Origin of the sequence: Spirosoma endbachense (genome assembly GCF_010233585.1) — a bacterium.
GTDB lineage: Bacteria > Bacteroidota > Bacteroidia > Cytophagales > Spirosomataceae > Spirosoma > Spirosoma endbachense.
In genome coordinates this window covers 4181801-4208423 of the sequence record NZ_CP045997.1, presented here as the reverse complement: position 1 = coordinate 4208423, position 26623 = coordinate 4181801, and the positions used below count along the sequence as shown (strand labels likewise).

Here is a 26623-nt window from a genome sequence, read left to right as displayed (position 1 = left end):
TTGGTCAAGAAGTTGGAAAAATGTTGTAGGTTTAGCCAAGCAGGGAGCGACAGTCATGGTTTTGTAGTCTAGAGAACCACAAAGGTATGGCTAACTGCTCCTTGCCGTTTTTATAAGAAAGCCCTGTTGGAGTAAGTGAGTTCAGGTTAAAGAACCTGACCTTTGGATTTGAGAAACTGTATCGAGCATCAATGAATAGGTTTTGAGAATCGCATCGGCGAACCGTCGCCACGGCGAATAATGCTTTCTCTGTCGGTTTTAAAAAACCGACATCACATTACCACATCGACCATTTGCCAGTTTACGTTTAACTTTGAATTGATATGCAACAAAAGAACCTTATATGTTTTTGTTGCATATCAATTCAAAGCTAAACGATTTACGTATTAGTTTTCGGCCTTGAAGCTGCGTAATACTATCTTTTTTACCTTATTATATATTTTTCGAACTAACCTATAATTACCACTAATAGGCTTGTAGTTTTTCCAGGGGGTTAGCTTTAAATAGTTAAAAAATACTGTCTGGAAATAGGGGTCGGATTTGTACGATTTAAATATTGGTTTTATATCAAGATAATGAATAATAAACGGGTTTTTATTTTCAAAAGTAGCAAACCAATTCCAGCGCGGGTCCAGCTCAAACCATTGGTTAACCAACGCTACATTAAGACCGTATTGATCGGCGAAATTTATGTATTGTAAGTTATCGTGTAAGCACTTAAATACTTTATTCGTAATATCGGCCTCCCGCCATGCTTTAGCGTTAATAAGCAGTAGACCAGAATTAAAATATTTAGTATCGGGTGCCATGCCTAATTCTTTATAATTAGGAATTCCACCCCAGGAACAGCTTACAACTTTCTGAAAATCCTGGACGGCTCCGAATATATTGTCACCCATATCAATAGTCCATAATTTCGAAATATCTTCAAGCACAATCATGTCTACATCCAGGTAGATTATCCGTTCCAAATCCGCCGGAACAACATAAGGAGAAAATACTCTAAAATATGCCGTAAGTGGAAATGCGGTATTGTCTATTGGAAACTTTATCGTTGAAGGAACGACCTGCTCTGCATTTAGCCAATGAATAGCTATATCCTTTGACTGCACAGAAGCCTGTATTTTCTCCTTATTACCAGTTGAGATACGATCGTCAATAATGTAAAAATCAATTGCCTCATCTGTTTTGTGATTCAATTCAATTGATTTTACTAAAGCAGCTATCAAGATAGCATAGTGATTATCACTGGCTAATACGATACTTATTCGCTCCTTCGTATTCATAAAAGATAAAATTTCGGCGCTAGATAAATAAGCTAATTGCCTTTATTTGCTAATTATTTAATAGCTATTTAGATATAATAAGTATCCATGGAGCACAAGAGACATCAAGAGGATAACTATCCTTGCAACAGTTCTATTTGTGCTTAGCTACTTTCTTTTGACTCATTAATTTGCAATAGGTAACCACTATTTTTCAGAAATAAAATACATTGCTTCTAATCACACCGAAAAGGAGACAATTACTTAAACTCAACCATTGATTTTCTCTTGCAAGTTGATCAGTTGCCCAAGCATTTTAGTGTAAACTAATGCTGGAATTGCCATGCCAGGGCGATACTTTTTTAATGACAGAAAATTGTCGTTTGCAAAGTCATTCCAGTTTGATTCATTTAAATGGACGCGCCCTAAAGAAATGCACGGTTCGTGGATTTGCGTCGTATGCCACCATTTTGTTGGGAACAAAATAGTTTCGCCCTCTTCAATGGTAACTCTTATTGGTTGTGCCTGCCGAAAAAGAGGGTATTTTTCAAAGTTTGGGCTGAATACATTTACCTGAGAAATCTTGGGATTCTCTTCTCTTGGGTACATGAAAGGAGTTTGCTCAGGCGGGAACAAGAAGAATTCTTTGGAGCCATGCAATTGCGTGATCTGCGTATGCAGGAACAAGGCATCTATGTGCAGGAAGGGGAAATGGCCACCATTACCGCCTAAAAAAATCTCATAGACCTCCGTACCCTTGAGCATGAATTTGGGTAACAACGGATGTTTAACGCGATCAGATTTAGAATAAAGTATATCAGGTTTTAAATCGTCTAAGAGTTCAGGCGCGCGGTGCTCTAGATTGAAGTTAAATGGATAGGGGGCAGGCTTTTCAGGAGTAGATGCCAACATTAAATCAACATACTCGGGTAAAGAATAAGTCTTTCCTCTTATTTCTTTCGTGATGTGACTATAATTATCCTTAAAGAATTGAGGAGTGAATTTCCCCATTGCTTCCCAGTCTTTAGTGGCATCAGTCAGAATAACCGGAATAGCAGGTTCAATATATTCTTTAATCAGCTCTTTTTGTGAAATGTTACTGCGCCGATCTATTTTTTTGATTTGACTCTCTTTGTATTTATTTATTGTTAAGTTTGTGTCCATAATATTGATAATTTTTGGATTCAGAGGATAGAAACTCTTGAGTAGCGATTGTAAAAAAACAGTTCTCTAATTATACTGTAAAAATAAACTAATTAGGGCAATATACTTAAGTTATAAAGTAAGAATTAATTCTATTTTAATGGTGATTAAATTCAGAAATCATCAGATTTGGTTTGATTTTATGGAGATGGATTCCGATGAATTACTTCCAGAAGATTCCTTAAATACCAATAAACTTTATTAATTATTTTCAGACTGACTTTAGTTACTGTAAAGCCTGTCGATAAGCTTTTATTTCTGTAAAAGACAGCTTATAGGCTAAGGTTAAAGCCGCATAGGTTAAACCACCTATTACTATTTCAACTATTGTATTTGTAAGCCCATAATTCCCTACAAATAATTTATAGGCATAAATTACGACGATCATAATAATACAAAATATAGTTGGCTTTACTATGTTCTTCAAAAAATCATTCAAAAATTCACCAATCAGGTAATGCACAAGCGCAAAATTCCCAATTAAATTAAATAGTGTAGCTAACAAAAAAGCCATAGCAATTCCCATGACGCCCCAGTATGTACCAAGCCAATACACCAACGGTATTTTTACCAGTAAAGTAACGAGGTTAAGATAAAACAATAAATTTGGTTTTCCCTTAGTAAACGCTAAGGTAAATAGTGGATGACTCAAACAGGATAAGATCGCTACAAAGACGAACACCTGGATCAATTCTACCGTTTTATCCCAGCCGGGGCCATAAATTAAAGGCACTACGCTATCGGCCGTGATGAATAGCCCGGCTAGTAGCGGCATATTACAATAGCTAATAAAATCCAGAATTTTCAGGTATGATTTCTTTAGATCCGACCCATTATCTTTCATTTTTGCCAATATTGGATAGGCTACCTGTAATATAATTGGATTTAGCTTCGAGGTTGGAAAAACCGCTAGCTGATAGGCAATTGTGTAATAGCCAAGCATTTTTACGCCCAGCATTCCACCAATGAAAATATTGTCGGAATTGGATTGAATGAAACCAAGCAGTCCATCGGCCAAATTGAAAAAACCGAACCGTAAATGATCTTTTATATTGCTGAGGTTGAAGACAAAAGTAGGAACAAAGAATTTGATGCCAAACGTAATTTGCAATACCACTTTAACCGTTTGCATCGCCAGAGAGCCGATAATTAGCGATAGCTCTTTGTAGCCATTATAAGCCAAGGCAATCGTTACAGCCGAACCGATAATCGTACCGGTTATGTCAATGATAGCAACTGATTTGAATCGTAGTTCTTTTTCCAGAAGAAACAAATAAAGCTGGCCAAAATAGACAATTAGAAAATAGCATGAAGAGAACTGTAATACTCCCGACAGCTTTGGTTCATGATAGAAAGAAATAATATACGGTGAGGTAAGCTGAATAATAACGAAGATGACCGCACCCACAATAAGATTCAGAAAATACAAGGTCGACAGGACTTTCTGGTCGCTTTCCTGCTTGTAAATTATTGAATTGGAGAAACCAAGGTTAGAAAATATCTGAAAAAAGCTGATAATGAGGGTACTTATGCTAACAATACCAAAAGCGGATGGGTCAAGCAAACGGGCCAATATAGCGACCTGCAGGAACTGAAACAGGGTCGAAATGGTAGTGGAAATTGTTATCCATTTTCCACCGTTCATTGCCTTACTTGTATTACTCATGCGGGTACTCTAACGGCTAGGTTGGCCAGGTAAGGTAGTTACTTTTGCTTACCGATTTCTGATAATCTTTTTTACTGCCCGTGCTTTACCTTGTCGTATTTCAAGTAGGTAGGCACCATAAGGCAATGAGGTCAAGTCTACTTTTTCTTTAAAAGTCCGTCCTGATTTGACGTAGTTGAACTGCTTGCATTGCCTGCCCGCCATATCATAAACGTTTACATCTACAGCCGTATTCGCCCCGTTCTCTAGGACCAATTCGACATAATTTGTTGTTGGATTTGGATATATCAGCACATTACCCAAGTCTGATGCCTCCTTTGCCGGGCTGGAAGAGGGCATTACAAATACAGGTGTTTCGCTTACATTGACTGTTATCGTACCCGTCGTACTGACCCGCGCTGTTTTAGTCATCTCGTCGCTCCCTATTTTGGGCGTGCATAGCTGAACGGTATCTCCTTTGTTCACAGTCAGGTTGTAAGTACCCGTTCGGCCGCGTTCATCGGGTATCACCAGCACATAGGCAGAGCGGCCATCTAGTTCATAGCGATCTACGATAGGATCTTTGCTAATCGTTTCTTTATAACGATAGTCGCCCAGCAACTGGCGAGCCTGATACAGATAATCAGACGCTGGTTTGCGGCTTTTGTCACTGTTTACCAGGCCCATCGAACTGAATTGGGTTGTATTGTCTATGTTATCGTCGTAAAGCTGGTAGAAGAATAAGCGATCAATTCCGACCCGAGTATAGAGTAGCGCCGTTCGCAGGGTCCAGTCTGCCTGCGTTTCTAACACACTCTTATTCCCAATGGCAATTGCCTTGAAAGGACTACCCTGATTAACGTCATAACCTGCTTCCGTTATCCAGACAGGCATATCGTAGGACGCCTGATGTGACAAGGCGACAAAAGCTGCTGCCTGCTCACCTACGCCCGCCAGTTCGGGAGCCGCTCCCCGCTCCCCTCCGCCTGCCTGTGAACTTTTTGCATTATTGGCATATAAGTGCTGATTGATCACATCCCAGCAAAGATTGACGCGGCCATCGGGTAAATAGCCTCTGAATTCCTTGCACCAGTCGATCATACCTCGTACATAGTCTGTAGATGAAGCCGCCAGACCACCGATCACTACTGTCATGGATGGGTCCGCGTTTTTTACGCCTATCCCCGGCCCGAGTGTATTTTTATGCCCATCGTAAAAAGCAGATAGGTTAGCGGCATATTCCCGTGATGTTTGATAAGCTTTTCGGCCTTTCCAGGTTTTGTCACGCTCGTTTTCACATTCAATGTATCGAATCAAACCGAGTCCAATCTTAACCGTGTTAAGTCCTGCCCAGGTCTTTACGTCACTTACCTTCACCAGAGAAGGGTCCAGGGTTTTATTACTGCCATAGCGGGCCGCAAACTGGAAACCTACCCGAGCCTGATCGACATACGATTTAGGCGCAGAAAGATCACTTCCATACGGTGCCGGAACATTTTCGCCATCACGTTCATCCTGTGGATACGTGTCCTGCATCCATTGGGGCAGTGTTTTTATACAAGCCAGTACCTCTATACCTTCCGTCTGACAGCGTTCATAAATGGCATCGTAGTTCCAGCTACCACTTGCCGTGGGGCTATAGGTATAGCTACCTTTTTGGGGTTCCAGCTTCTCCCAGTCAATATAGTGACGAACGGCTGCAAAGGCTTTCATCGCCTGAATACGGCTATCATCTACCTGCCAGGGTGAGCTTGCTTCTTCAAAATTCCACTCAAAAGCATTGACACCCAGAGCCTGGCGGAACGGTGTAGACCGAACGGCAGGAGCCGTAATCTGAACCTGGCTGGGCTGATAGGTACCGTAAAGTTCTATTTCTGTAGGCAGAGGCCCGTATGTATTGATCACCAGGTATCGTGCACCAGATACGGCCGTCTTCAGATTGAAGCTATTTGGCTCATCGGGGTTTGGACCTACCCAGGACTGATAACTTTCGCCAGTAAAACGAGCAATCGGAATCCGTTCCCATTTGTCGGTTATGATCGATAGGGTCATGGGTTTATCTGAATTCGTACCTTCGTAATCGTAGAAGCGAATGCTTTCGATTGTGATTTGTTCGCCTTCCAGCAGTGGATAATACGAATCGTAATTTTCCAGCATCTTTCCATACCCTGTATTGATATTTACATTCGTAATACCGTCAAAAAGCCCATCGAGACCGCTGTTAGAATTGTTTACCTGGTACCAGCGTTTTGGATCGATTGGTATTTTATTGGCCGAGTTCATGGCTATTGACGGTGCAGTATGAGGAATGGTAGGTTCCCCGGTTCGGGCAAAAATCAATAGCGCAATACAAGCCGCCGGTATGGTTAGAATGGTTTTTCTCATCGGTGCAGAGAGCTTAATTCGATAGGTCAGCCAGTTGGTCGTCATCAGAGTCTGGATAGAATAGTAGGCTCATGGATAGGCCTGTTAGAAAATTTTGTGCTAAAGGGATCATCGTGTCAGTAGAACATGACCTCTCCGTATGTAATCGTGGGTTGTAGATGCAGAATCGGCAAACTTGTATGTAATCACCCACGTATATTCTCCTGCTGCGCATGGATTACCCGCATAGTTTCCGTCCCATTTATTCGTGAGGGCATCGCTGGTAAAAATCACATTGCCCCAGCGATTGTAAATCTTTATATTGAACGAAACCGCTTCCCGCAAAAAGACCGCCAGCTCATCGTTTACACCGTCGTTGTTGGGCGTAAAGGCATCTGGCACATAAACAGGGTTCGGTGCACAGGCATCGCACTGCTTTAACTGGATGTCGTCCAGCGCCAAATCATTTCCACATCCGCCCGCTCCCTGGTTATTAATAAGTTTCACAACAACGGGCTCTGTCACATTTGGAGCCGTAAATAGAGTTGAATAGCGACGCCAGACTGGGGTTTGTGTTATCTCAATCGAACCAAAGTCGATTGTTTGCAGCACTCGGCCATCAATTGTCTCAATACGAATCGTTAGGTTCGGAAGTACTGGATCACTACAAATATTAGGTTTGAGCAGATTTAATCCCCAAAGCGAAAACTCATAGTTGGTGCCTCCACATAAGCCCGGCAGTGGTTGCTGATAAAACGCACCTATTTCGTCAGAAGCGTTGATAATCAGTATATTGCCCCCTGAATCGTTGGGGGTATGATCTTCTGTTACCGTATGCCAGGCGTTGAAGAAACAAGTCCCATTAACCGTTGAGGCAAGACTGTATTCGCCGTTTTCCGGACAAACAGACGTGACATAGTTGTATGAAGTTAATCCAGCCAGCGATGGATTCTCTTTGACCGTACCGAATGATTGATTGATCAGTAAGTCGTTTGAAATTCCAGGACAACTTTGTGCAAGACAAGCATTTCCGCACGCATACATAAAGCACAGAATCAGAACTATATTTCTGCGCAATGCTTTATATAGCCGTGGTCTTATTCTCCCGAAAAAGCTTTGTGACGCGGTTACCATATGCTATAGTTAAGACTATAGTTTTTTTCTTTCGTCACCCATCTGAGCAATGAATTACATGCAATAGAATGGCTTAGTAATCAAACGCTTATACTTGTAGCAATAGGTTAAGAATAAGCTACTTTTAACTAGTCCCTATGGTTAACCATGCAATCTGCCACTGTTTATTGTAGTACTATTACGGACCCTGACTGGCTAAATTGGCCTGACTGTTTATTCACAGAGAAGGTAGCTGTATTTCGGTTGAAGCTTGCCGATGATGCAATAATTCCGCCCTATTTATATGCATGGCTACAACCCAATGAACGCGAACGGGCTGCGCGGTTTCGTCGGAAAGAAGACCATAATCGATTTGTGGTTGGGCGGATTATGACGAAGGTTGTCGTCAGTAAATTTACTCACCGAGACTTAGCTGACATCCGCCTGGTTCCCGGAGTTAATAGTAAACCGGAGTTAGCAGGTATTCCTGATCTTCAGATTAATTTATCGCATTCCGGGAGCTGGATTGTCCTAGCAATCAGTAGCGAAAGTGTCGGTGTTGATATTGAAAAAATGGTCTCCGATTTTCCGTTTGAGGATATTGTATCGAATAGCTTTAGTGAGAAAGAACAACGCTCCGTTGAATCCAACCGCAATCCAAGAGCAGCATTTTATCGTTTATGGACTCGAAAGGAAGCGCTTAGTAAAGCAACGGCAAAGGGAATGGACGATGATTTTTCCCTGATTCCTTCCCTTGATGGTGAGCATTGTATTGAGGCCGGTATCATTGGTGGAGACGGTTTCTGGGCCTTGACTAGTTTTACTATTGCCGATGATTATCCGGCTGCCATTGCGTACAGGCCAATCGTAGAAACCCCTAAATTTTATACGATTGAAAGTGGCCAATTTGCGTAAAATAAGTCAAAAAAGTGCAAGTGTTTGGGTCCGTATCGCTGAGCGATTTTGTTGAAAGGAATCGTAAGCTTTCGGGAGAGCTATAGCTTGTTCTCTAAGTGAGTATGTACGTATTTTCCGTGCTTTGGCAGAGGCAATAAAACGCAGGACTAAACGCGTTAACGACGTAATCTGCTATCTGGATGGATTTGGTTCAAACAGTACAGTAAATTGCTGACGATCAATTTTTAATGGGCAGTACATTGACTGTCTATTTTGCATTAACGTTAATCTAATTTTTTTACAGGCATGGTCATTGCCAGAATTTCAGGAGGATTGGGTAATCAGTTGTTTCAGTATGCTCTGGGCAGAAGCCTTGCGCTTCGAAACAATACATCGCTTTATTTTGACCTTAGTTATTACAAATTCGAATACGAAACGGATACACCCAGAAAATTTAAATTGTACCCATTCAGCATCGATTACACGCTTCTCGATACGTCACCTTATCTGTATCTGTCGAAGGCAACAAAGTTGTTGCCAAACCGGACGTTTAGACCCATCTTCGAGTTTCTGCTGGAAGAACAGTTTCATGTTGAACCCAGAGTATTCAGCGCCAAAGCCAGATTCATTATATTGGATGGGTGCTGGCAGTCAGAAAGCTATTTTGGCGACTGCACGGAGATGATTCGAAAAGAATTGACATTCAACCGGCAAACAGGAGAGACGTTTGCTGCCTATAAAGCTAAAATTGAACAGACAGACGTTCCGATATCAGTCCACATTCGGCGCGGTGATTATGTTACTCACCCTGAGTTTAGCCAGTCGTTCGGCTTCCTTGGTCTTGACTATTACCAGAAAGCAATTCCTCAATTGACAAACCGCTTTCCTAAGGCTAAGCTTTTCATTTTCAGCGATGATCCGGATTGGGTAAAGCAGAATCTGGCTTTAGCTATGCCGCATGAGTTCGTGGCTAATGCCGGACCCGATGCCGATCTGGACGATCTGCAGCTAATGGGGCTATGTCATCACCACATTATTGCCAATAGCTCGTTTAGCTGGTGGGGAGCGTGGCTTAATCCCCGGAAGGATAAAGTTGTTATTGCACCAGATCAGTGGTTTAAAAATAAGCCAACCTGGAATACGAAAGATTTAATACCAGCCAATTGGCTCCGGATTTAATGACACACAGACCAATGCTACTACTGTTTTTGGTTAGTGAGTAACCGGAATTGGTGCCGGGATTTGGTCTTGAACGAGCTGACCAATAACGACTTCAAATTCTTCTGCCCGCTTTTTCCAGGAGTTATTTTTGGCCATCGAAATTCGTTCCTCAACCCGAGGAACGCTCGTATCGGCCAGTGCCCGGCGGAGCGCCTGCGCAAAATCGGCTGGACTGGCAGCCAGTTCAACGACACCATCAAAATCGTTCAGGATTGAGAAAGGCGTAGATACAACAGGTAGACCTGCCGCCAGATATTCATTAATTTTCAGCGGATAGATCGTGTACGTATGCTCATTGCACACAAACGGAATCATCGCTGCGCTCATTCTGGCCAGCAAGGGCGGAAGGTCGGCGGGTTGACGAGGTGGAGTAAAAACAACATTTGGGTAGCGAGACAAACGGAGGGTGATGGCTTGCTCATGTACTTCGCCGACGAGCTGAAAAGTTACATCAGGCATTGTTTGAACACAGAATTCAACCAGATCAAGGTTGATGCGGTCGTCGGCTGAACCGAGATAACCCACAACGGGGTTAGAATCGGGTCGTACGTCAGCCAGTTGGCGTGCCTGATTGAACAGATCGAAATTGACGCCGTTTTTAACGCAGTATGCTTTCGGTTGCAGGAGGGACTTCGACCGGCGTAACGTCTCTGAAGTTGTTACAACGGCATTGACTCGCTGAAGATACTCAGGTTCATAGCGGCTACCGTGGCGGCTCATCCATTTGGCAATCGTGATCTCATCAAAGCAATAATAGATCGTTGCGTATTCGTTCAATTGGTTTAGCATGGGCAAACCAAAGACTGGATTCAAGCCATTTACGATAAGTGGATGCGTCATATTTAGCTGATGCATTACCCGGCGAAGGCCCTTAACTACCCGCCGAACGTTCCATCGAACGAGCCAGTCATGCGGTTTGGCGGGTAGCCAGTTAACGGGTAATATCAGGGGCGGAGTCCAGACATAAACTTCACCACCTGTGCCAACATCTTTCCTGGTGAGTGGACTTGATAAGCGCATCAGCTTCCGAACCGGAACGGGCCGTCGGTTCAGAATACCCATTAGCCAATCTTTAAGCGTAAACTGGTAATCGACATACAAGACCCGGTGCCGTGCAGAAAGTTCGGTCATTAACTGCACAACCGCTTTCTGAAAATCGCCTTCCCATGTTGTTTGGCCGACACAGATTATACTATCAAAATTGTTCATGTTCAGAGGTGTAGTGAGCAGCGCTATCTTTACTCAGTCTGCTTAATCTTCGGAGGTTTTGGTATCGTGTGGAGGATGAGGGGTGAGATAAGAAAAAGCTCTGTTCATTTCTTTTTTTACACGTTTTCCCAGTGCCTGCCAAATGGTGCCATCCTTCATTAATGTGCGGGGGCCTGTCCAAACGCGCGCCGACCGGGTCTTCATCTGAACAACCCTGCCGTATTGCATCATATCGAAACAAAGGCGTCCATCTTCTCCCCAGGTTCTGTTGTGCATCATATAGCCTGCTTTCAGGCCGGCTTCCCGCAAATAACCCATGCTAATACCATAGGCGTTGAGATATGGTCTTTTGACATGACGAAACTCAGCAACAATATCTTTGAGGGTTTCGTGTAGGGTAAGCTGCCACCTCGGAAGTTGCGGATTGGCAATGAATGAATAGCGCCCGTAGACACATACGACCCCAGGTTGCTGGAGCTTTTCCATCATTTCATTCAGCCAGTTTGTTGGGTAAAGACAATCGGCATCGGCCAGTAGCATGTATTTACCAATGGCCATTTCCTGACCTAGCTGCCGGGCTGGTCCGCAACCCTGAATCGGCTGGAAAAACTTTCTGACATGCAGTTTATCGATCGTATCCTGCGTTCTGTCTTTTGAATTGTTGTTAACGGCAACAATTTCAAACGGAATGGTTGTTTCGAGGCACGAAAGCGTGCTGATGCTACGGAGAATATTTACTTCTTCATTGTAGGCGATGACCATAATAGAAACCAGAGGTTTCGTACTGATTCGTTTGTCCAGACGGGCATTGATTTCATCGAAGACCGATTGCGGTACTTCATCGATACTGGTATATGGATATTCGTGGCGCTTTAACCAATTGGGGTTTGATAATAAGTTCATAATCAGTAATAATGGTGTAAATAAGTTAAAAGTCAGCTAATCGATTGGTAGGTGTCGCGTAGTTTTTTCAACTAGGCAGACCTGCCGACTAGTTGGTCGGGCAAGTCCAAAATGAGCTCGGATTCAATTGCGTACGGATGTCATCAGTCCGTTATATTTATTGGCTATTTTTTCAGGAACGGTATCCCACCGTTCGCAGGTGGTGAACAGTATAGACGCGATATACAGCATTGTACAGGTTGGGAACTGGCTCAGTGTTGGGTTTGAATAACACATCAGCGCAATACCAATGAAGTTGGCCAGTAAGGCAATCATGAGTCTGAACAACCAGGGGTCTTTAATCTGCCAGACCTTATAAACGCCATACCCGATAATGGTGGCCAGCATTAATAGGTAAAGAGTTAAGCCCACAATACCTGTCTCAATCCAGATTTCAACATACCAGCTGTCCGGCGGAATCTGGGCGGCAAAGTGGTTTGGCGAAAAGCGAGCTCCCGTATCGGCCGATGTTCCGATGCCTGCGCCAAACGGCAAATCCTTGAGATAGGCTCTTAGTTTCTGCTGGTTTTCCAGGCGTACCAGAAATGAAGCATCTTCGCTAGGACGTAAGGCAGTTCGAATCCGGTAAATCTGGTAAACTGAGTCACCAAGGTGGGTGAACAGCAGGATGACCAGAAGGGGGAGGGCAACCATCACTCCTTTAAAAATAAGGGCTGGATCGCGCCGAAGGAATAAGTAAGATGGATAACCGGCGACCAGTACAAAAAAGGCACTCCGGGTGCCGGAAACGGCATAAGCCCAGAAGAAAATAAGGGTCAGGAACACATAGCCGATCCGACGCATGACCCCTTTTTCCTCAAAAAAGCGAATGGAGCAGATGAGCGTTGCGCTGGCCATTTCGGCCCCAAACTGCGATGCATCAGAATAAAACGAGAAGCTTCTTAACTGACCCCACAAAACGTGCGTTCTGTCATTCCCTTCGGCCAGCCACCGAATTTCGGCAGCCTCCAGGCCGATGTACTGCTGTTTGAAAGCCCATAAAGCGGCTAGAAAAGACCATATCAGCCATATTTTTATTAATAGTCGAATGTCTTCTTTGGTTATGGGCACGACCAGCATAATGGTGGCCATGTAAAACCAGTTTAGTGAGAATGCCCGGGCGTGGAAAAACCAGGCTGGTTTATAAGGAGCTTCAGGGTTTAATAGCTCCAGTATGGTGTATAGCAGCCAGAAGACCACGGCAAAATAAACCGGATGCCGAAGCCGTTTCCAGTTCATCCGCTTGGCATTCAAAAAGACACTCAGCAAGGTCAGCACAAGTACACTGTCCATCGCCAGACCCAGCGGAAAATCGCTCTGAATAAACCGCGCCCAGCCGAGTAGAAAACTTAAATTTAGATAAGCTAATAAGCCAATCTTAGGCTCCAGCAGGATATTGGCCACGATGAGCAGACCTATCGGTAAGCCTACAGTCATAAGCGCACCGGTCATGCCAAAGTTACCGATCAGCCAACCACCCAATACGGCAACCAGAACCCCCAGTAGCGTAAATAGCCAGCGGTTGTTAAGTAATTGACGGTTAAGTAAGAGAGTTCGTTCAAACATGGTGTCTTCGCGTTACTGCAATGACAATGACTACTGAATACATTGGGAGTTTTCGTTGGATGGAAGCATTAAATGGCCCGTTTCGACTTTTCCCAAATACCTGAAATATTACCGTTACAAAAGCGGGTAAATCCTGCTAAAACGCACCAATTCATAAAAACAAAATAGAACGGTACAAATGTTAGTTTCCAGCGAGTCTGTCGGTTTTCCAGTGTATAGCCAACGTAGGCAGCCAGGTAAAATACCGTTTGTAGCAACAAGATTCCCCACCAGAACGTGATCGTTGCCGAATCTGAAATTGATAGCTGACTCACCTGAACAAGCATAATTACATTCAACAGAAACAGAAGCGGCAGGCAAAATGGTGTAACTGCCCAACGCAACACCCGGTGCGAAACATATTGAAAGCTTAGCCAGCCATACTTGAAAAAATTGAGCAGATGAGCCAATCGCCGAATTGCCTGAAAGCCTCCCGCAGCAATCCGTACTTTTCGCTTCATCTCCTCGCCAACCGAATGCGACGGGCGTTCGAGTGCATAAGCATCGGGTGCATACTCGACCCGGTAGCCACGCTCGGCGATGCGCAGTGAAATCACAAAATCGTCGAGTAGGGTGTCCGTTTCTACCGGTTCGTAGAGCTTGGTTCGTATGGCAAATAATTCTCCGGCTGCGCCCACAATGGTATGAAGCTGAGCATCCAGTTTTTTCAGAAAAGATTCATAGCGCCAATAAAGCCCTTCGCCACTTCCGGCAGCAGCCTCCTGACCTTGTACGCTGATCCGTTTTTCGCCCGTTACAGCACCCACATTGGCTACCTCAAACCGTTTTGCCAATCGGCTAACCGCTTCTGGGTTGAGATGGGTGTTCGCATCCGTGAAAATGGTCAGTGGCGTTTTGATCTGCCGCATGGCCCGGTTCATTGCCGCTACTTTACCCAGGCGTTGCGTTCCCGAAATAATGGTCAGATTAGGAAGGTTTGCTTTCTGTTTTTCCAGGTATTCGGCCGAACCATCTGTAGATCCTTCGATTACAAACAACAGATGCAGGTGCTCAGCGGGGTAATCCTGATCCAGACAGTTTTGTAGCTTATTGGGCAGGTAGGCCAGTTCATTGTAAGCAGGCACAATCATGGTTATGTCGGGTGTACTGGCTAACCGATCTTCTGGTTTGATGGCTCCGCTATTGACCGACCGCACTTTTACCAGCAACCAGGTTACTATACCATAGCCCAGGTAGGTATAGAAAACCAGAAAGGTTAGGAAAAAGAACAGGAAGCTGGTTAAATAGTATAGAGAGGTCATCATAGAAGTTCGAAGGCTAAACGGGTGAGATGCTCGTTGAGGTCAGGTTCCAGATTACCCCCTTTGCAAAGGCACTGGCGTGCTTTAGCTTACCACGAACTACGTATGCAAGCATGTGCTTTGGCATTACACAACCCGCAAAGAACAGATAGAACACAACCCGCTGAAATGGTGAGCAGTGACGGCGCATATAAAGAATGCGATTACGAGTCATGTAGTAGGTCTTTAGCGGATTATGCTGTCCGACCGACATTGACTCTTTATGCAGAATAGAAGCCGATGGCTGATAGTAAATCAGAAAACCGGCATTCCGGATGCGCTGCGACCAATCAAGTTCTTCATAATATAGAAAGAACCGTTCGGCAAAACGACCTACTTTATCAACTACTTTCCGGCTGACCATCATAGCGCAGCCATGAGCGAATGGTGTAACGCCTGGCTTGTCGTATTGCCCCATATCGGTTTGTTTATAACCAATGGCAATGGCCGTACCGGTGTACATATTCATGGAGCTATAACCAGCATACTGAACCATATCCGGCGTATCGTAAAACCTGATTTTTGGGCAGGTGACGCCTATATTTTCATTCCCATAAAACGGCTTAAGTAACTCTTCAATCAGCGTAGACGGCAGCTCTGTGTCATTATTGACAATAAAAAAGAAATCGCCCTTCGCTTCCTTAATGCCTAAATTGTTACCCCCTGTAAAGCCTAAATTCCGGTCACTCCGAATGAACCGCAGTTGCGAATAAGGTTGCAGATCAATCAGCGTATTCAATGCTGGCTCCGATGCATTATCGACTACTATGATTTCATAGTTCGGATAACTCAGCAGCGCTGAAGATTCCAGAAACTGGCGCGTGATTTCAGCCTGGTTATAATTGATCGTGATTATGGATACGAGCGGTGCGGCATCCATAAGCCGAACCACGCTATCTATACATTCTCTCGTTGCCATAAGCTGAAAAAGGTTCTCCAGAGAATATACATATCTGTTTTGAAGGAAAAGGTATTCGAGTACTCAATATCAAGTTGAGTCCGCTCCCAGTCCGACATCGCGCCTTGTCCTTTTGCTCTTTTTTTGATCTGCCAGAGGCCAGTCAGACCCGCTGGTCCTGCAAATCGCTGCGCAAACTCATCAGAAGTTAATTTCTCCGCTTCATAGAGCGGTAAAGGCCGATTGCCAACTAACGACATATCGCCCAGTAAGATATTGAGTAGCTGTGGCAGCTCATCAATACTGCTGTTACGAAGAAAAGTCCCGAGTTTAGTAACCCGTGGATCATTACGAAACTTCATGAACTTTGCCGCTTCTTCATTTTCCCGAAGGAATAGTTTCTCACAAATTAATTGGTCCTGATCAAATAGCGGTTGTTGGCACGATACGCCCCTTTGCCGGCAGCTATCACATAGAAACTCCGTTCGGGATTGGAAGAAATCGTCAATCGAACGGTTGTCCGAAGGTTTGGTATAAATATTTTGCGAGGCCATATGTCGCAATTGTTGGTCAGCCTGCGTGCTCATTGTGCGAAACTTAAACATGTTAAACACATAGAAATTCGTCCCGGCACGTTTTGACTTATATAAAATGGGCCCTTTTGAGTCTATTTTTATTAGAATGGAAACCAGTAAGAGTAAAGGGGATAAAACGAGGAGTATTGAAAGTGAAATAACGATATCAATACTACGTTTCCACCAGGGCAATGTGAACCGGCGGCTGGTTAATGGTTGTCTTTTTTCTGGAACTGAAAGTATGCGGGTTTTTAGCTCCAGATAATATCTTATTTTCGATTGTAAAGCATAGTCATCCTTGTCAATGGCCAGAATGTCTGTAACGCCATTGTTGAGGGCGTTTTTTACTAGATTTGGCCGAACAAAACGACTGGCAATCAAAACAGGAACAGATTGGTAGGACGTATTGCTTCGAACCAGGGCTACCATTGTCTGGCTGCTATCTTTATCCGCTATTATCAAATCTACTGTAGGGTTCTTCGACAGCCATTCTCCGGCTTCCTGAAAATTCCTGAACCGCACGATTGAGCAAGTGTCGCCGACAGCCATCGTGATTTGATTGACAATCTGATCATCTTCCTCCACTAATAAGAGATAAGGCATTGGCGCTATATCCACAACTTTCGGTCTGATGAAGCTTTCTGTCATTGCATTGTTATACTTTGGCACAAATTTTGATCAGCAAACCAAGCTTGTTTTTTGCTCTATAAACCAGAGCCGCTTGGTCCCTATGCTTATCAAAAAATGATATTATTCATTAAGCCTTATTCGATTAAACAGGTAAAAAGTAGATGTTCGGGTTATTCAAATAAGCTTAATTAAATTTTTGGTGACCCCAGGTGAGGAAGAAATGACTCAGATAACAGGCGGTTTTGATAACTAACGACTTCGTTTTGAGGCTAAATAACTTCTATTGGTAACTAAATAGAGGCTATTTGAGCTAATTGGTTTACACTATTTCAATCAAAGCCAGTATTCATACTTTATTCTGGGCAATTGAAGCCAATAAGCCTTGACTCATCTGATTGGCTGAATTGGCATGTATTTTGATAGTGAATAGAGGAAGATTCCTGGAGATCTAAACCAGAAGAAAATAAAGAATCAGGCACTCTGGGCAACTAGGTAACCTCTTAGCAGCATCGATAGGATCCGCGATTTTGGTTGCCAAAATGGTTTAGATTCAGCTTGAAGCCGTACAGCAGCAGTTGGCTCCTGAACTTCTTCTTTCGGTGAAGAAGTTCGGCGCAAAATGGCATGAATTTTGGCCTTTACTTCCAGTGGGTTGAATGGTTTAGCGATGTAGCTGTCAACTCCCTGCTCAAGACACTCGATTCGGGTATTACTGTCAGGAGCATTGGAGAGAACAATTACGGGCGTTTGAAAGATGAGTTTACTCATCCGAATTAGCTTCGTTAATTCAAGACCACTGAACACGGGCAGATTGAGTTCAGTAAGAACGCAATCAAACCGATGACCCTGGATCAATAGACGAGCCGCTTCATGACCCGTATTGGCCACAGTGATTGAAAAGTCAGTTTTTAACGTCTGTATGAGAATATCAGCTACATAAGGATTTTCATCCACTATGAGCAAGTGATATTTTTGATTCATTTTATTGGCCTTTAAGTTCTGAAGATGGGTTAGATCTAAGTTTTAGACTACTTACTCTATCTCTGGTTACCTATATATGAAAAAAAAACCTTATTTAACTTTGGCCATGCTATAGAGATCATATTTTAGCGATCCTAACTTCCTTATGTTAAATGGTGCTTAGTAAGTTAATGTTAATAGGCTTATTAACAGGTGATTAACTGGGTAATTGCTTGAATTAATTACTTGACAGATTAACTTTAAACTACCGTTATTTTTGGATTTACATAAAGGATTAAAAAATATTAAAAGTTGATAAACCTTATATTATATAGTAATAATACAATTTTTCAATTGTTCGATATGTTATAATATTAGCAACTCAGTAACCTATAAACTACCATATTGGTAGTTTAAATAACACGGCATTTTACAGAATACAATGTAAATACTCCTCTGGTTGCGAGGAGGTTATTGAAAATAAAGACTGATTTTTACTTAGACGTATACAGGTTTTACTTAAAATTCTAGCAATAAAAAGGGAGCTATTCGTGGCTCCCTTTTTACTGCTAGAATCCTTCTTTCTCGGCTTCCTTATCCTTTTTCTTCTCGTCTTTTTTCTTCTCGTCTTTCACCACTTTCTGGCCTGGCTGCAACTTAGGCTTAGGTGCGGGTTTCGCTTTCGTTTTGTACTGGTCCAGATAACGCTCAACGAACACTGTTTTTTCGTCGGCAGTAGCAGGAACGATTTCAACGGTAGCTTTTGAACTGTTTTTAGAACCTGCCAGTAGCCGATCATTGATGTCCTGCTCCGATGTTATAATCGCTAATTGGCCAATGGAAGTTGGTGTATTGCCTGGCTTATAGTCGTAAAATACCCAAACATCAGGCGATGATTCCAGGTAAATACTGGCTTCATCACCATTGGCCGTTTTTCGGATTTCGACAAACCCGTCCATTTGAGCATTAATGTCTGTTGCCGACATGTTTGAAACGCCGAGTTGACCAGTGCTGTAGAAGGCGCCGAATTTATCAGACCAACGTAGATTCGCATTCGCAAGCACAAGCATGCTGTTCAGTTTTGGCGATGCCTGGTTAAGCGGTACGTGCTGGTTCTGGGCTTTCGCCCGATAAGCATCTACTGCCGGTTGGCCAATTAAGGGTAACAGCTTATCCGAGAGTCGGTTAAGGTCATCATCGGCGGCTTCGTCGTTTTTCTCTTCCTGATTCGTCTTAACTAACTTATCAGCAATGATACTGTTAAGCTGATCCGGTACAGGGAATGCGAATGCCAATAGCGTATTCAATCGATACTGAGTACTGTCGATGTTGATTCGTGCCGATCCGGATGTGAGCAGATACTCGTTCGGGCCAGAATTCAGAAGATTCATTTTACCCTTGAAGGTCATCAACCCTCGGGCATCGTTAAAGGTAAAGGCGTTCTCAACATCATCGGAAGCGGCTGCACTATCCGGACGGCTGGTACTATCTGTAGAGGCCGCTGCCAGAGCGGGTTGGGCCGCTGGCAGGTCACTGCCTTTAGAGACAATTCGATACACTTTATCTTTTTCGTCGTAGCTCATAATACCCGTTGCAGAAAACAGGTCTTCATCCTTAGGGTCTTCTTTCGGTGACAGGAACGTAGGATAAAGCCCAGCATTGCCCAACCGGAAATGGATACCTGCTACAAGTTGCTGTCCGCCTTCATTTTTAAGGTTTTTATCAACCTTTATTTCGAGTCGTTCTGCTATTTTTTCCTTGAATGGAATCCAGCCGCTAATAAGATCCTGCCGTTTTTTGAGGGCGGGCTTAATCGATCCATCCAGCGCTAAATCCCGTTCAGGAGCCTGCATCGTAATGGCTCCTTTGAATAGCATTTTGGGAGCTAACTGTAGATTATCATCCTCGTCAACGTCAGCACGGGCTACTGTAAAATAGGTCGTTGCTGGCTTTTGTGAGGCATTGCGTTTGCCTTTGACTGGTTTCTTTGTATCGGCAGTTAGGTTAGCAGAAGCAACGGCTGGCGCTTCTTTTAATTCAAAGCTTCCCATCTTGATACTCGCTGTATCGCCTTTTGCGGTTGCAAACTGATAGGTAGCGTCTCCGGCAAAGCGTGTCCGCGAAAGAACCTGGATATTGCCATTTTTGAGCCGGTGGAACAACGTAACCGTATCCAGTTCCAGTTTCGCGTTTTTCAGCGCCAGCATTTCACCGTTTCGCCGGATGGTTACAAGTCCTTTGTCAGGATAGATGCGTGCATCTGCCGACGTAACATAAGGAACGCCACTGATGTTGAGCATCATTTTCTCAACGTCGTACAGGGCCGCTGAACCGTTAAACGTTAACCCTTCCTGTTCTGCAGCCATAGCCGTAAACGTAGAGGTTTTAACATCGCCCTTCATGGCAATCGTTTTCGCATTGAGGTTCCATTGGGCCCGGTTGATGCTGGTTTTGTAAGCCGCAAATGGGAACTCCATACTCGATCCGGCCAGCGTATCGTCGATGCTTGTGTTTTTAGTCGCGTTGATGGCCAGCCCGACTATTCCTTTGGTCTGATTAAAATCTACATTGATGTCATTGCCCAGAAGAATTGGCCGGTTTGCATCTTTATCCGATACAATCTTAAACTGAGCGTTGTCGGCAACGAAGCCCTCTTTATTAAACTTTATATTTTTTGAGATTGCTTCTGAGTCTTTTCTCCGTAATGTTCCCTTACCGAACAAACCAGCCGAACGAAGTACTAAACCCCCTTCCAGATTGGTCGTGGCATTGTAAAAGTTGAAGTTATTTTTCTGGGTAGTGATGACCATGCTATCCGCCTTTGGCCACCATTTCAGGCTATAGTTATTTAATTGAACCTGCGGGAAATAACCTTTGCCGACAAGTCCTTCCTTAATTTCGCCTTTGTCGCCCGATGCCAGTAAGGAATCCGTCATAAATAAGATACCTTTTGTATTCAGGCTGGCGGTCAGGTGATTCAAAACACCTTCGGCGCGCAATCCGGCTTTATCCATGGTTAATTCGCCCGTAAATTTTACGTTCGATGGAGCAGCGCCTTTCTTGGAACTATAAACTGGATAGCCAGTAGCTGGTGCTTTATGAACAAAGCCCAGCGTATTGTCGGGCATTGTTTTCAGTTCGGCCTTAAAGGGTGGAAAGATGCCATCGGAATGGAACGTGCCGACGAAGGAAATATCGCCCTTCCCTAAGCTGTCATTGTCAATCGCTGGTATTTTGAAGTAAACTTTCTGGTTGTAAAGAATGTCTCCGCGAGCGGGTTGGTTAAAATAAACCGTCATCCCCTCTGGCATAACCAGCCGTTGTGTGGTTTTTTTGCCCGCAATTCGCCCTGATTTATTATCGGCGCTGCCAAAATAGACGGTTCCGGGGTTTTCATATTTAATGTCACCCCCAATTTCGCCCTCTTTTCCCTGGGCAGCCAGTTTTTGCGAAGAGAAGGTAATGGAGTCAATTTTATTCAGGTTCATCGCGAACTTATCGTAATCGAATTTCAGATCACGACCGGCATACCGAAGGGTTCCTGCCTTAAGCTGACCGTTCAATGTAAAGGCTCGCCCTTTGCCGATACGCAACGTTTTGTCAGAAGGAACACCATATATTTTCAACGAATCAGACAGCGTAAATCGGTCGACTCCACGGATCGTCAGGAACTTATCATCGAGGTTGATCGTCGCGTTTTTCGTGCTGTCATTTGATGCAAACAGCGATTGTACCTGAAAATTATCGTAATCCCGTTTTCCTACGTAAGCCAGCACATAAAGGTATCCCTTCCGGCTCAACCGCATCAGGCCCGATGTCGGGTCCCGATCGATGTAGCCTTCCAATACCATGCGGCCCAATGCGCCCCGAAGGGCAACCGGACTGACTTTGGTAGACTGTATAATATCATCGTCAAAAAAAGTCTGTTGCTTCTTGGTTGCGATGAAATTAGCGACGATCTGAAGTGGATGGAAACCATAATCAACCGTCAGGTCGGAGTAGCGTTGCGGCTGAAAATAATCGTATGATTCGAACCGAACGGGCACTTCCCGCTTTGCCCCAACCTGATAAAAATCGACTTTTCGACGCGGTAAATCCCACCGTACTACTTCGGGTATAATGTAGAACTTATGGTACGAGTCGGAATATGGGACACGCGCATAGTCGGTGTGCTGTTCGCGGTCGAGCCAGGCAATATGCTGATTTTTGTCGTATCTGAACTTTATTGATGGATGGGTTATCGAATCGGTATCGACATAGCCTACAAATGCGGCTGAGCCCGCCGAAATCAGCGATTTGGCGCTCCCCGTTGTACCACCAAACCCGGCGCTTGTTGTATCGTTAGCGCTAAAATCGAATCGACGACTGCTGGCTTTGAAGGCTGGTTTCCCATTATACTTAACCGTTAATTGAGCGGGCTGACCACTAGCCGATGCGCCTACCATCTGTGTGCCCGATAAAGCCAGGCCACCCCGGTACTCAATATCCGGCCCTAAATCGGGTAACTTCACATCGTTTTGCCACGACATAAAGCGTGGATAAGTAACCGGCCCACCTTTCTTCTTGCTAACATATTCAAAGACGCCTTTAATGGGCTTCGCGGGCGTCCCCGTCCGATTATCGTACGTAAGGGTCACATCGTCGGCTGACAGACGCGGATTCATTGTCGTGAGCGAGTAATCGCTAAGCGTCACAAAAATATCGGGTCGCCCAGCAGTCTCCCAGGTAAACTTGCCGCCCTGACCAACCCAAATACCATCTTTAAGCATCAGGTCGCCACCTGTATTGGTCAACTGTGCCGAATCGCCATTGGCAACAATCGCCAGCGTTACCTCTTTCAGGGTAAGTACAGCGCCGGTAACCGTCGGAATTGGGCGACGTTGTGGCACAAACTGAGCGCCCAACTGGCGCGGTTGAGTCGAGTCTGATGGGGCCGGTGTGTCCCAGCCATCGAAGCGGGACCGTTCTGCCGCAGCTTTTGCCGCGGCAATAGAATCGGAAGGAGTTGAGGAGCCCGTTGTTGAGACTGGTTGAGCAGCATCTATATAACGAAACTGGAAGGTGCCACCCTGTGCGTAGAGTTTGTTGTAATTACTCGCGTAAAGCTCGTGCCGTTCAAGGAAACGACGGGCCGTTTCCAAACTTCGGGCAAAGGCTTTTGGGTCATTGGCATCGAACAGTTTTTCGGCTATTGTTAAAATACCATCCACGTTTGCTGGTGTACCGGCCGATTGCTGGCTGGCACTGGCTTGATAAAGTGCTCCGTAAAAAGGAACAAAGTGAGTGGCTGCCTGAAGCCGTTTCTGGTTCATCTTCCGGCTTAATACCATTACGCGCTCCTGTTGCTGGGCCGACAGTCGGTTTTCGGACCACAACGATTGTAGGTCCGTTCCAGCCTTAACGCCTGCGGCCCCGCCCGTTGCCATGAGTTTCTGCACCTCGGCCATAAACTGATCTGGTTTATCGGAGAGCCGAACTGCCTGTCCATAAGCCGTGGAAAAGGCGAAGCAAAGCAGGAAAATCGCCCTGGCCTGTACTGATAATGAACACCTTAGCAAATTGGGGCGCAAGCGTAATCTGTGATGAAACAGATTACCAGGGTGAATAGCGTAAATACGATTCATTATATATCTGTTGCGAAAAACGTTAATCTAACGTTTACTTGACTAGTTGTACCAGGATTCTATTTCTTGAATAAAAGAGAGGTCCACTCCCGGATGGCCATCTTTTTTATGAATTTAAGGCCCGAATCGATCGCTTTTTGTAAGATATCTGGCGCATCATGTTCATAAAAACCGCTTACCAGTAAATATCCGTCTTCATTTAATAAATCTGTGTAGGTTGGGATTTCGGCTAGTAATACGTTTCGGTTGATATTGGCCAGCACAATATCATACTGGCTGGGTTCACCCTCGCTGCCTGAGTTAATATCGTCGATTGTTCCCTGAAATACTGAAACCTGTGGGCAATCATTCAGTTCAGCATTCTCGCGGGCATTTTCAACCGCCCAGTCTTCAATATCAAAAGCCAGCACGGCTTGTGCACCCATCTTAGCCGCCAGAATTGCCAGGATTCCTGTTCCACTGCCGACATCAAGTACTGTTTTCTCCGCAAAATCGAGGCCAAGTTGCTGTTCAAGCATCATGGCCGTGGTTTCGTGGTGGCCTGTGCCAAACGACATCTTCGGATTAATGATGATATCGTAACGAAACCGGGCGTCCGCTTGATGAAAGGACGCCCGGACCCGGACACTGTTAGCCACCTCTATCGGCTCATAATCGCGCTCCCACTCGGCGTTCCAGTTTCGTTTTTCTAACGAATGGACTTCGTAGGCTATTGCGGTTTGATTCGTGTATTTAGCAACAAGTTCCTGTACGGCCTTTTCATCAAAATCAGCGTCAATGATATAGGCATTCAAACCCTCATCTGTATCAACAAATGACTCGAAACCAAGTTCGGCCAACTCGGCGGTGAGGATATCGGAATAATCAGGAGAAATGTGCAGTTGAAGTTCAATATAATTCATACCTCTAAGGTAATGAAAAAGGCAAGCCACACGGCTTGCCTTCCGTTGCAACCTAAAGCTAATTCATTATTTCAGGGTCCCATTTTTCATTTTCTGGAGCGATTCCTGAAGCGTAGTAATCATCGGTGAGTTTCGTTCTTTTTCCTTTTTGACCGCTTTCTCCTGCCACTCAATGGCCTCATCCCGGCGTCCCAGTAAATAAAGGATATGGGCATAGGTATCCATCAAACTACCCTCTTCCCGATATTCAAGCGACCGCTTCGACCAGGTTAATGCCTTTTGCAAATAAATCGAATCTCGGGTTAGCTCCCGAAAGTCCCAGGCCGCCTGATTTAACGCTGACACATAACGCTGGGTGTTCGGATTCGGCACAAACGATACTTGTCCGGACCGCACTGTTGTTTTAAAGGTTCCATTTGTGGCAGGCATTTCGCCCCGCATCCGCCGTTGATTGTCTAATTCGTCCAGCTTTTGAATGGAATCAACTCGGGCGGGCATACCCGCGAACCTACACTCCAAACAGTATCCTACCAACTAAAAGCACTCCACCAGCTCATCCGACACCTACCCGAGTGTGACGGTAGGTCTAAACTACAGCAAAATAAGTCTGTATAGTATACTATTTAAATAGTATTAAATATAATATTATATCTTAAATAATTTAATCAGATACTTATGCGGCCAATCAATAGTTTTGCAAAACCATAAACCATTTTAGGGAAAATATGATTAATAAGTGTTTAAGTTATCTTTTAGTTATTGTGTTTATAATAACTAGCTTGTACTCGTGTCGCATCCAGGAGGATAGTTCAGGAATTCCGGCAAAATCGGTAGCCATTACGATTGATGAAGCAAAGAGTTGGTATGAAACATCCAGTACGGCTCGTGCCCGAGTGGCGACTAAAAAGCAAAACCAGCTAGCCTTCTGGAAGTACGCCCAACAAGGGAAACTTGCCAATGGCATTGATGTGGTGTCAGTCCCGTTACTGTATAATTCAACCGCTCCGGTAAGTGTCCAAAGTGATGAAAACTTTACTAAGAAAGATAGTCTTTATTCGCTCCCTAGTTTTGATCGGGCAGGGTATCAAATCCAGCAAAAGCTCCTGATTTCTAAGGATGAGAATGGTAATTTACGGTCTGTAACTATCACCATTATTCCGGAACGAAACGAGCAACGGAAAAAACAGGCCGTGAAAAAAGCTACCTTTTCGGGAGTAGTCCTGCTGATGAATGATGCGGGGGATAATTATAAAATAGGGTGGCGTTATAAAATAGGAAAATTAACCGATACATTTTCCCCACCTGATCAAAATGCGAATGCAAGGTTGTCTTCGTATTAATGCAAGGTCGCCTTTTACCAGCTTATGGCTCAGAACCCTGGTGGTAGTAGCAGTTATCACTGTGATCCATTCGCGAATAAAGCTTGTCTACCCGACGCCTTTCTGGACGCATCCACGGGCGGGTTCTGGGTGAAAATTGCTGAACTTGATGCTACCTGCGATGATGGAATACCTAATGGGGCTCCAATTCGAGAAAATCCGTGGGATGATGAATCGAGTTGGGTCGCAGTAAATCCAAGTGGTGGTGGAGGTGGACAAGTTATCAGGGATCCATTCATTCCCACGAATGAAACAACACCGATTGATTATGGGATGCCCATTGATCTTACTCCAATGGACGCGTTTGCTTGGGAAATGGCAAATCGTATTGGCCCAGACGTGTATCTAACTAGTGCAGAGATAGAGTTCCTTAGTGAAAATTGGGACTTTACATATGATTTTAGAGATTACGTAAGTTTAAACAATATCAAACCTGATTTAGGTAAGAACTTAGACGGATGGTTTTATGACAAAAATGACTTTCAGAATTATAAAATTCCACTCAAAGTTGTCGGGCGAGACAGCTACAATGAAGAAACAGATTACAGGCTATATGAGAGAGAGTGCAAGGCTTACACATTCTTATTCGATAAAGCGAACAGCTCAGGCCAAGAGTATGGAGCCTATATAACAACGAAAGGAATAATTGTTCTGCCTGCTAATAAAGCTCAACTTACGCCAGATGGGACAAGAGCCATTGAATTTTTGATATGGAAGATGAGCAAAACTTCAAGCAGAGAAATTGTCCCGACTAATCAGGGTACGAGACTGCTCGCTAAACTGTGTCACAGGTGAATGAAAGGAGTAAAACCTCTAACTTTCACTATCATGACTAACGAGTTCGATTTTGAAGCCTTTAAACAGGCAGCCATCAAAGGCCTTTATGAAGG

General features: G+C 44.3%; 19 protein-coding genes. 4 read left to right on the top strand and 15 right to left on the bottom strand.

Annotated elements, in window-relative coordinates; genetic code table 11:
- Positions 1-386: 386 nt before the first annotated feature.
- The 5 genes from GJR95_RS16935 to GJR95_RS16915 form a co-directional block, all read right to left on the bottom strand.
- Positions 387-1286: a glycosyltransferase family 8 protein gene (locus GJR95_RS16935; protein WP_162386988.1), complete on the bottom strand. Its 900-nt coding sequence runs from the start codon at positions 1284-1286 to the stop codon at positions 387-389.
- A 249-nt stretch (positions 1287-1535) separates the two neighbouring features.
- Positions 1536-2429 (bottom strand): cupin-like domain-containing protein, encoded by an 894-nt coding sequence (locus GJR95_RS16930; RefSeq protein WP_162386987.1) that lies wholly within the window; start codon positions 2427-2429, stop codon positions 1536-1538.
- 265 nt (positions 2430-2694) lie between these two features.
- Complete coding sequence (locus GJR95_RS16925; protein ID WP_162386986.1) at positions 2695-4134, bottom strand: MOP flippase family protein; 1440 nt, start codon at positions 4132-4134, stop codon at positions 2695-2697.
- A gap of 48 nt (positions 4135-4182) precedes the next feature.
- Complete coding sequence (locus GJR95_RS16920) at positions 4183-6498, bottom strand: T9SS type A sorting domain-containing protein (RefSeq protein ID WP_162386985.1); 2316 nt, start codon at positions 6496-6498, stop codon at positions 4183-4185.
- A gap of 108 nt (positions 6499-6606) precedes the next feature.
- Positions 6607-7554, bottom strand: a complete 948-nt coding sequence (locus GJR95_RS16915; RefSeq protein ID WP_162386984.1) for a gliding motility-associated C-terminal domain-containing protein — start codon at positions 7552-7554, stop codon at positions 6607-6609.
- Between the two features lie 204 nt (positions 7555-7758).
- Here GJR95_RS16915 and GJR95_RS16910 point away from each other — a divergent pair, with 204 nt between their 5' ends.
- Together GJR95_RS16910 and GJR95_RS16905 are read left to right on the top strand one after the other, a co-directional pair.
- Positions 7759-8505 carry a 4'-phosphopantetheinyl transferase family protein gene (locus tag GJR95_RS16910; RefSeq protein WP_162386983.1) on the top strand — a complete coding sequence of 249 codons (747 nt, stop codon included), beginning with the start codon at positions 7759-7761 and terminating at the stop codon, positions 8503-8505.
- Between the two features lie 288 nt (positions 8506-8793).
- Positions 8794-9666 carry an alpha-1,2-fucosyltransferase gene (locus GJR95_RS16905; RefSeq protein ID WP_162386982.1) on the top strand — a complete coding sequence of 291 codons (873 nt, stop codon included), beginning with the start codon at positions 8794-8796 and terminating at the stop codon, positions 9664-9666.
- A 33-nt stretch (positions 9667-9699) separates the two neighbouring features.
- On the opposite strand, the gene GJR95_RS16900 is transcribed toward GJR95_RS16905, so the two are convergent.
- The 10 genes from GJR95_RS16900 to GJR95_RS16855 all read right to left on the bottom strand — a co-directional run bounded on the left by GJR95_RS16900 (position 9700) and on the right by GJR95_RS16855 (position 24852).
- Entirely contained in the window at positions 9700-10917 is a 1218-nt protein-coding gene (locus GJR95_RS16900; protein ID WP_162386981.1) for a glycosyltransferase, read from the bottom strand.
- A gap of 42 nt (positions 10918-10959) precedes the next feature.
- Positions 10960-11820, bottom strand: a complete 861-nt coding sequence (locus GJR95_RS16895) for a glycosyltransferase family 2 protein (protein ID WP_162386980.1) — start codon at positions 11818-11820, stop codon at positions 10960-10962.
- A gap of 123 nt (positions 11821-11943) precedes the next feature.
- Positions 11944-13425, bottom strand: a complete 1482-nt coding sequence (locus tag GJR95_RS16890) for an O-antigen ligase family protein (RefSeq protein ID WP_162386979.1) — start codon at positions 13423-13425, stop codon at positions 11944-11946.
- A 68-nt stretch (positions 13426-13493) separates the two neighbouring features.
- The gene (locus GJR95_RS16885) at positions 13494-14726 is read right to left on the bottom strand and encodes a glycosyltransferase family 2 protein (RefSeq protein WP_162391744.1); all 1233 of its coding nucleotides are present in this window, start codon (positions 14724-14726) and stop codon (positions 13494-13496) included.
- A 16-nt stretch (positions 14727-14742) separates the two neighbouring features.
- Positions 14743-15684 (bottom strand): glycosyltransferase family 2 protein, encoded by a 942-nt coding sequence (locus GJR95_RS16880; RefSeq protein ID WP_162386978.1) that lies wholly within the window; start codon positions 15682-15684, stop codon positions 14743-14745.
- Positions 15663-16886 (bottom strand): sugar transferase, encoded by a 1224-nt coding sequence (locus tag GJR95_RS16875; RefSeq protein ID WP_317167072.1) that lies wholly within the window; start codon positions 16884-16886, stop codon positions 15663-15665. The genes GJR95_RS16880 and GJR95_RS16875 overlap by 22 nt, the downstream gene beginning before the upstream one ends.
- A 453-nt stretch (positions 16887-17339) precedes the next feature.
- A complete protein-coding gene (locus GJR95_RS16870; RefSeq protein WP_162386977.1) occupies positions 17340-17849 on the bottom strand; it encodes a response regulator transcription factor in 510 nt (169 codons plus the stop codon).
- Positions 17850-18397: 548 nt separating this feature from the next.
- Positions 18398-23452: a hypothetical protein gene (locus GJR95_RS16865; RefSeq protein WP_232541221.1), complete on the bottom strand. Its 5055-nt coding sequence runs from the start codon at positions 23450-23452 to the stop codon at positions 18398-18400.
- A 59-nt stretch (positions 23453-23511) separates the two neighbouring features.
- Positions 23512-24354 (bottom strand): 50S ribosomal protein L11 methyltransferase, encoded by an 843-nt coding sequence (gene prmA / locus GJR95_RS16860; protein ID WP_162386976.1) that lies wholly within the window; start codon positions 24352-24354, stop codon positions 23512-23514.
- Between the two features lie 66 nt (positions 24355-24420).
- The gene (locus GJR95_RS16855; protein ID WP_198424851.1) at positions 24421-24852 is read right to left on the bottom strand and encodes a hypothetical protein; all 432 of its coding nucleotides are present in this window, start codon (positions 24850-24852) and stop codon (positions 24421-24423) included.
- A gap of 281 nt (positions 24853-25133) precedes the next feature.
- Between GJR95_RS16855 and GJR95_RS16850 the strand changes: the two genes are divergently transcribed.
- Complete coding sequence (locus GJR95_RS16850) at positions 25134-25694, top strand: hypothetical protein (protein WP_162386975.1); 561 nt, start codon at positions 25134-25136, stop codon at positions 25692-25694.
- Between the two features lie 24 nt (positions 25695-25718).
- Positions 25719-26528: a hypothetical protein gene (locus GJR95_RS16845; RefSeq protein WP_162386974.1), complete on the top strand. Its 810-nt coding sequence runs from the start codon at positions 25719-25721 to the stop codon at positions 26526-26528.
- The last annotated feature ends 95 nt before the right edge of the window (positions 26529-26623 follow it).

Coding starts and splice junctions, on each gene's coding strand:
- GJR95_RS16845 (WP_162386974.1), top strand. CDS start 25,719: ATGGCTCAGAACCCTGGTGGTAGTAGCAGTTATCACTGTGATCCATTC.
- GJR95_RS16935 (WP_162386988.1), bottom strand. CDS start 1,286: ATGAATACGAAGGAGCGAATAAGTATCGTATTAGCCAGTGATAATCAC.
- GJR95_RS16880 (WP_162386978.1), bottom strand. CDS start 15,684: ATGGCAACGAGAGAATGTATAGATAGCGTGGTTCGGCTTATGGATGCC.
- GJR95_RS16885 (WP_162391744.1), bottom strand. CDS start 14,726: ATGACCTCTCTATACTATTTAACCAGCTTCCTGTTCTTTTTCCTAACC.
- prmA (WP_162386976.1), bottom strand. CDS start 24,354: ATGAATTATATTGAACTTCAACTGCACATTTCTCCTGATTATTCCGAT.
- GJR95_RS16865 (WP_232541221.1), bottom strand. CDS start 23,452: ATGAATCGTATTTACGCTATTCACCCTGGTAATCTGTTTCATCACAGA.
- GJR95_RS16910 (WP_162386983.1), top strand. CDS start 7,759: ATGCAATCTGCCACTGTTTATTGTAGTACTATTACGGACCCTGACTGG.
- GJR95_RS16890 (WP_162386979.1), bottom strand. CDS start 13,425: ATGTTTGAACGAACTCTCTTACTTAACCGTCAATTACTTAACAACCGC.
- GJR95_RS16920 (WP_162386985.1), bottom strand. CDS start 6,498: ATGAGAAAAACCATTCTAACCATACCGGCGGCTTGTATTGCGCTATTG.
- GJR95_RS16870 (WP_162386977.1), bottom strand. CDS start 17,849: ATGAATCAAAAATATCACTTGCTCATAGTGGATGAAAATCCTTATGTA.
- GJR95_RS16875 (WP_317167072.1), bottom strand. CDS start 16,886: ATGACAGAAAGCTTCATCAGACCGAAAGTTGTGGATATAGCGCCAATG.
- GJR95_RS16905 (WP_162386982.1), top strand. CDS start 8,794: ATGGTCATTGCCAGAATTTCAGGAGGATTGGGTAATCAGTTGTTTCAG.
- GJR95_RS16930 (WP_162386987.1), bottom strand. CDS start 2,429: ATGGACACAAACTTAACAATAAATAAATACAAAGAGAGTCAAATCAAA.
- GJR95_RS16925 (WP_162386986.1), bottom strand. CDS start 4,134: ATGAGTAATACAAGTAAGGCAATGAACGGTGGAAAATGGATAACAATT.
- GJR95_RS16900 (WP_162386981.1), bottom strand. CDS start 10,917: ATGAACAATTTTGATAGTATAATCTGTGTCGGCCAAACAACATGGGAA.
- GJR95_RS16855 (WP_198424851.1), bottom strand. CDS start 24,852: ATGCCCGCCCGAGTTGATTCCATTCAAAAGCTGGACGAATTAGACAAT.
- GJR95_RS16895 (WP_162386980.1), bottom strand. CDS start 11,820: ATGAACTTATTATCAAACCCCAATTGGTTAAAGCGCCACGAATATCCA.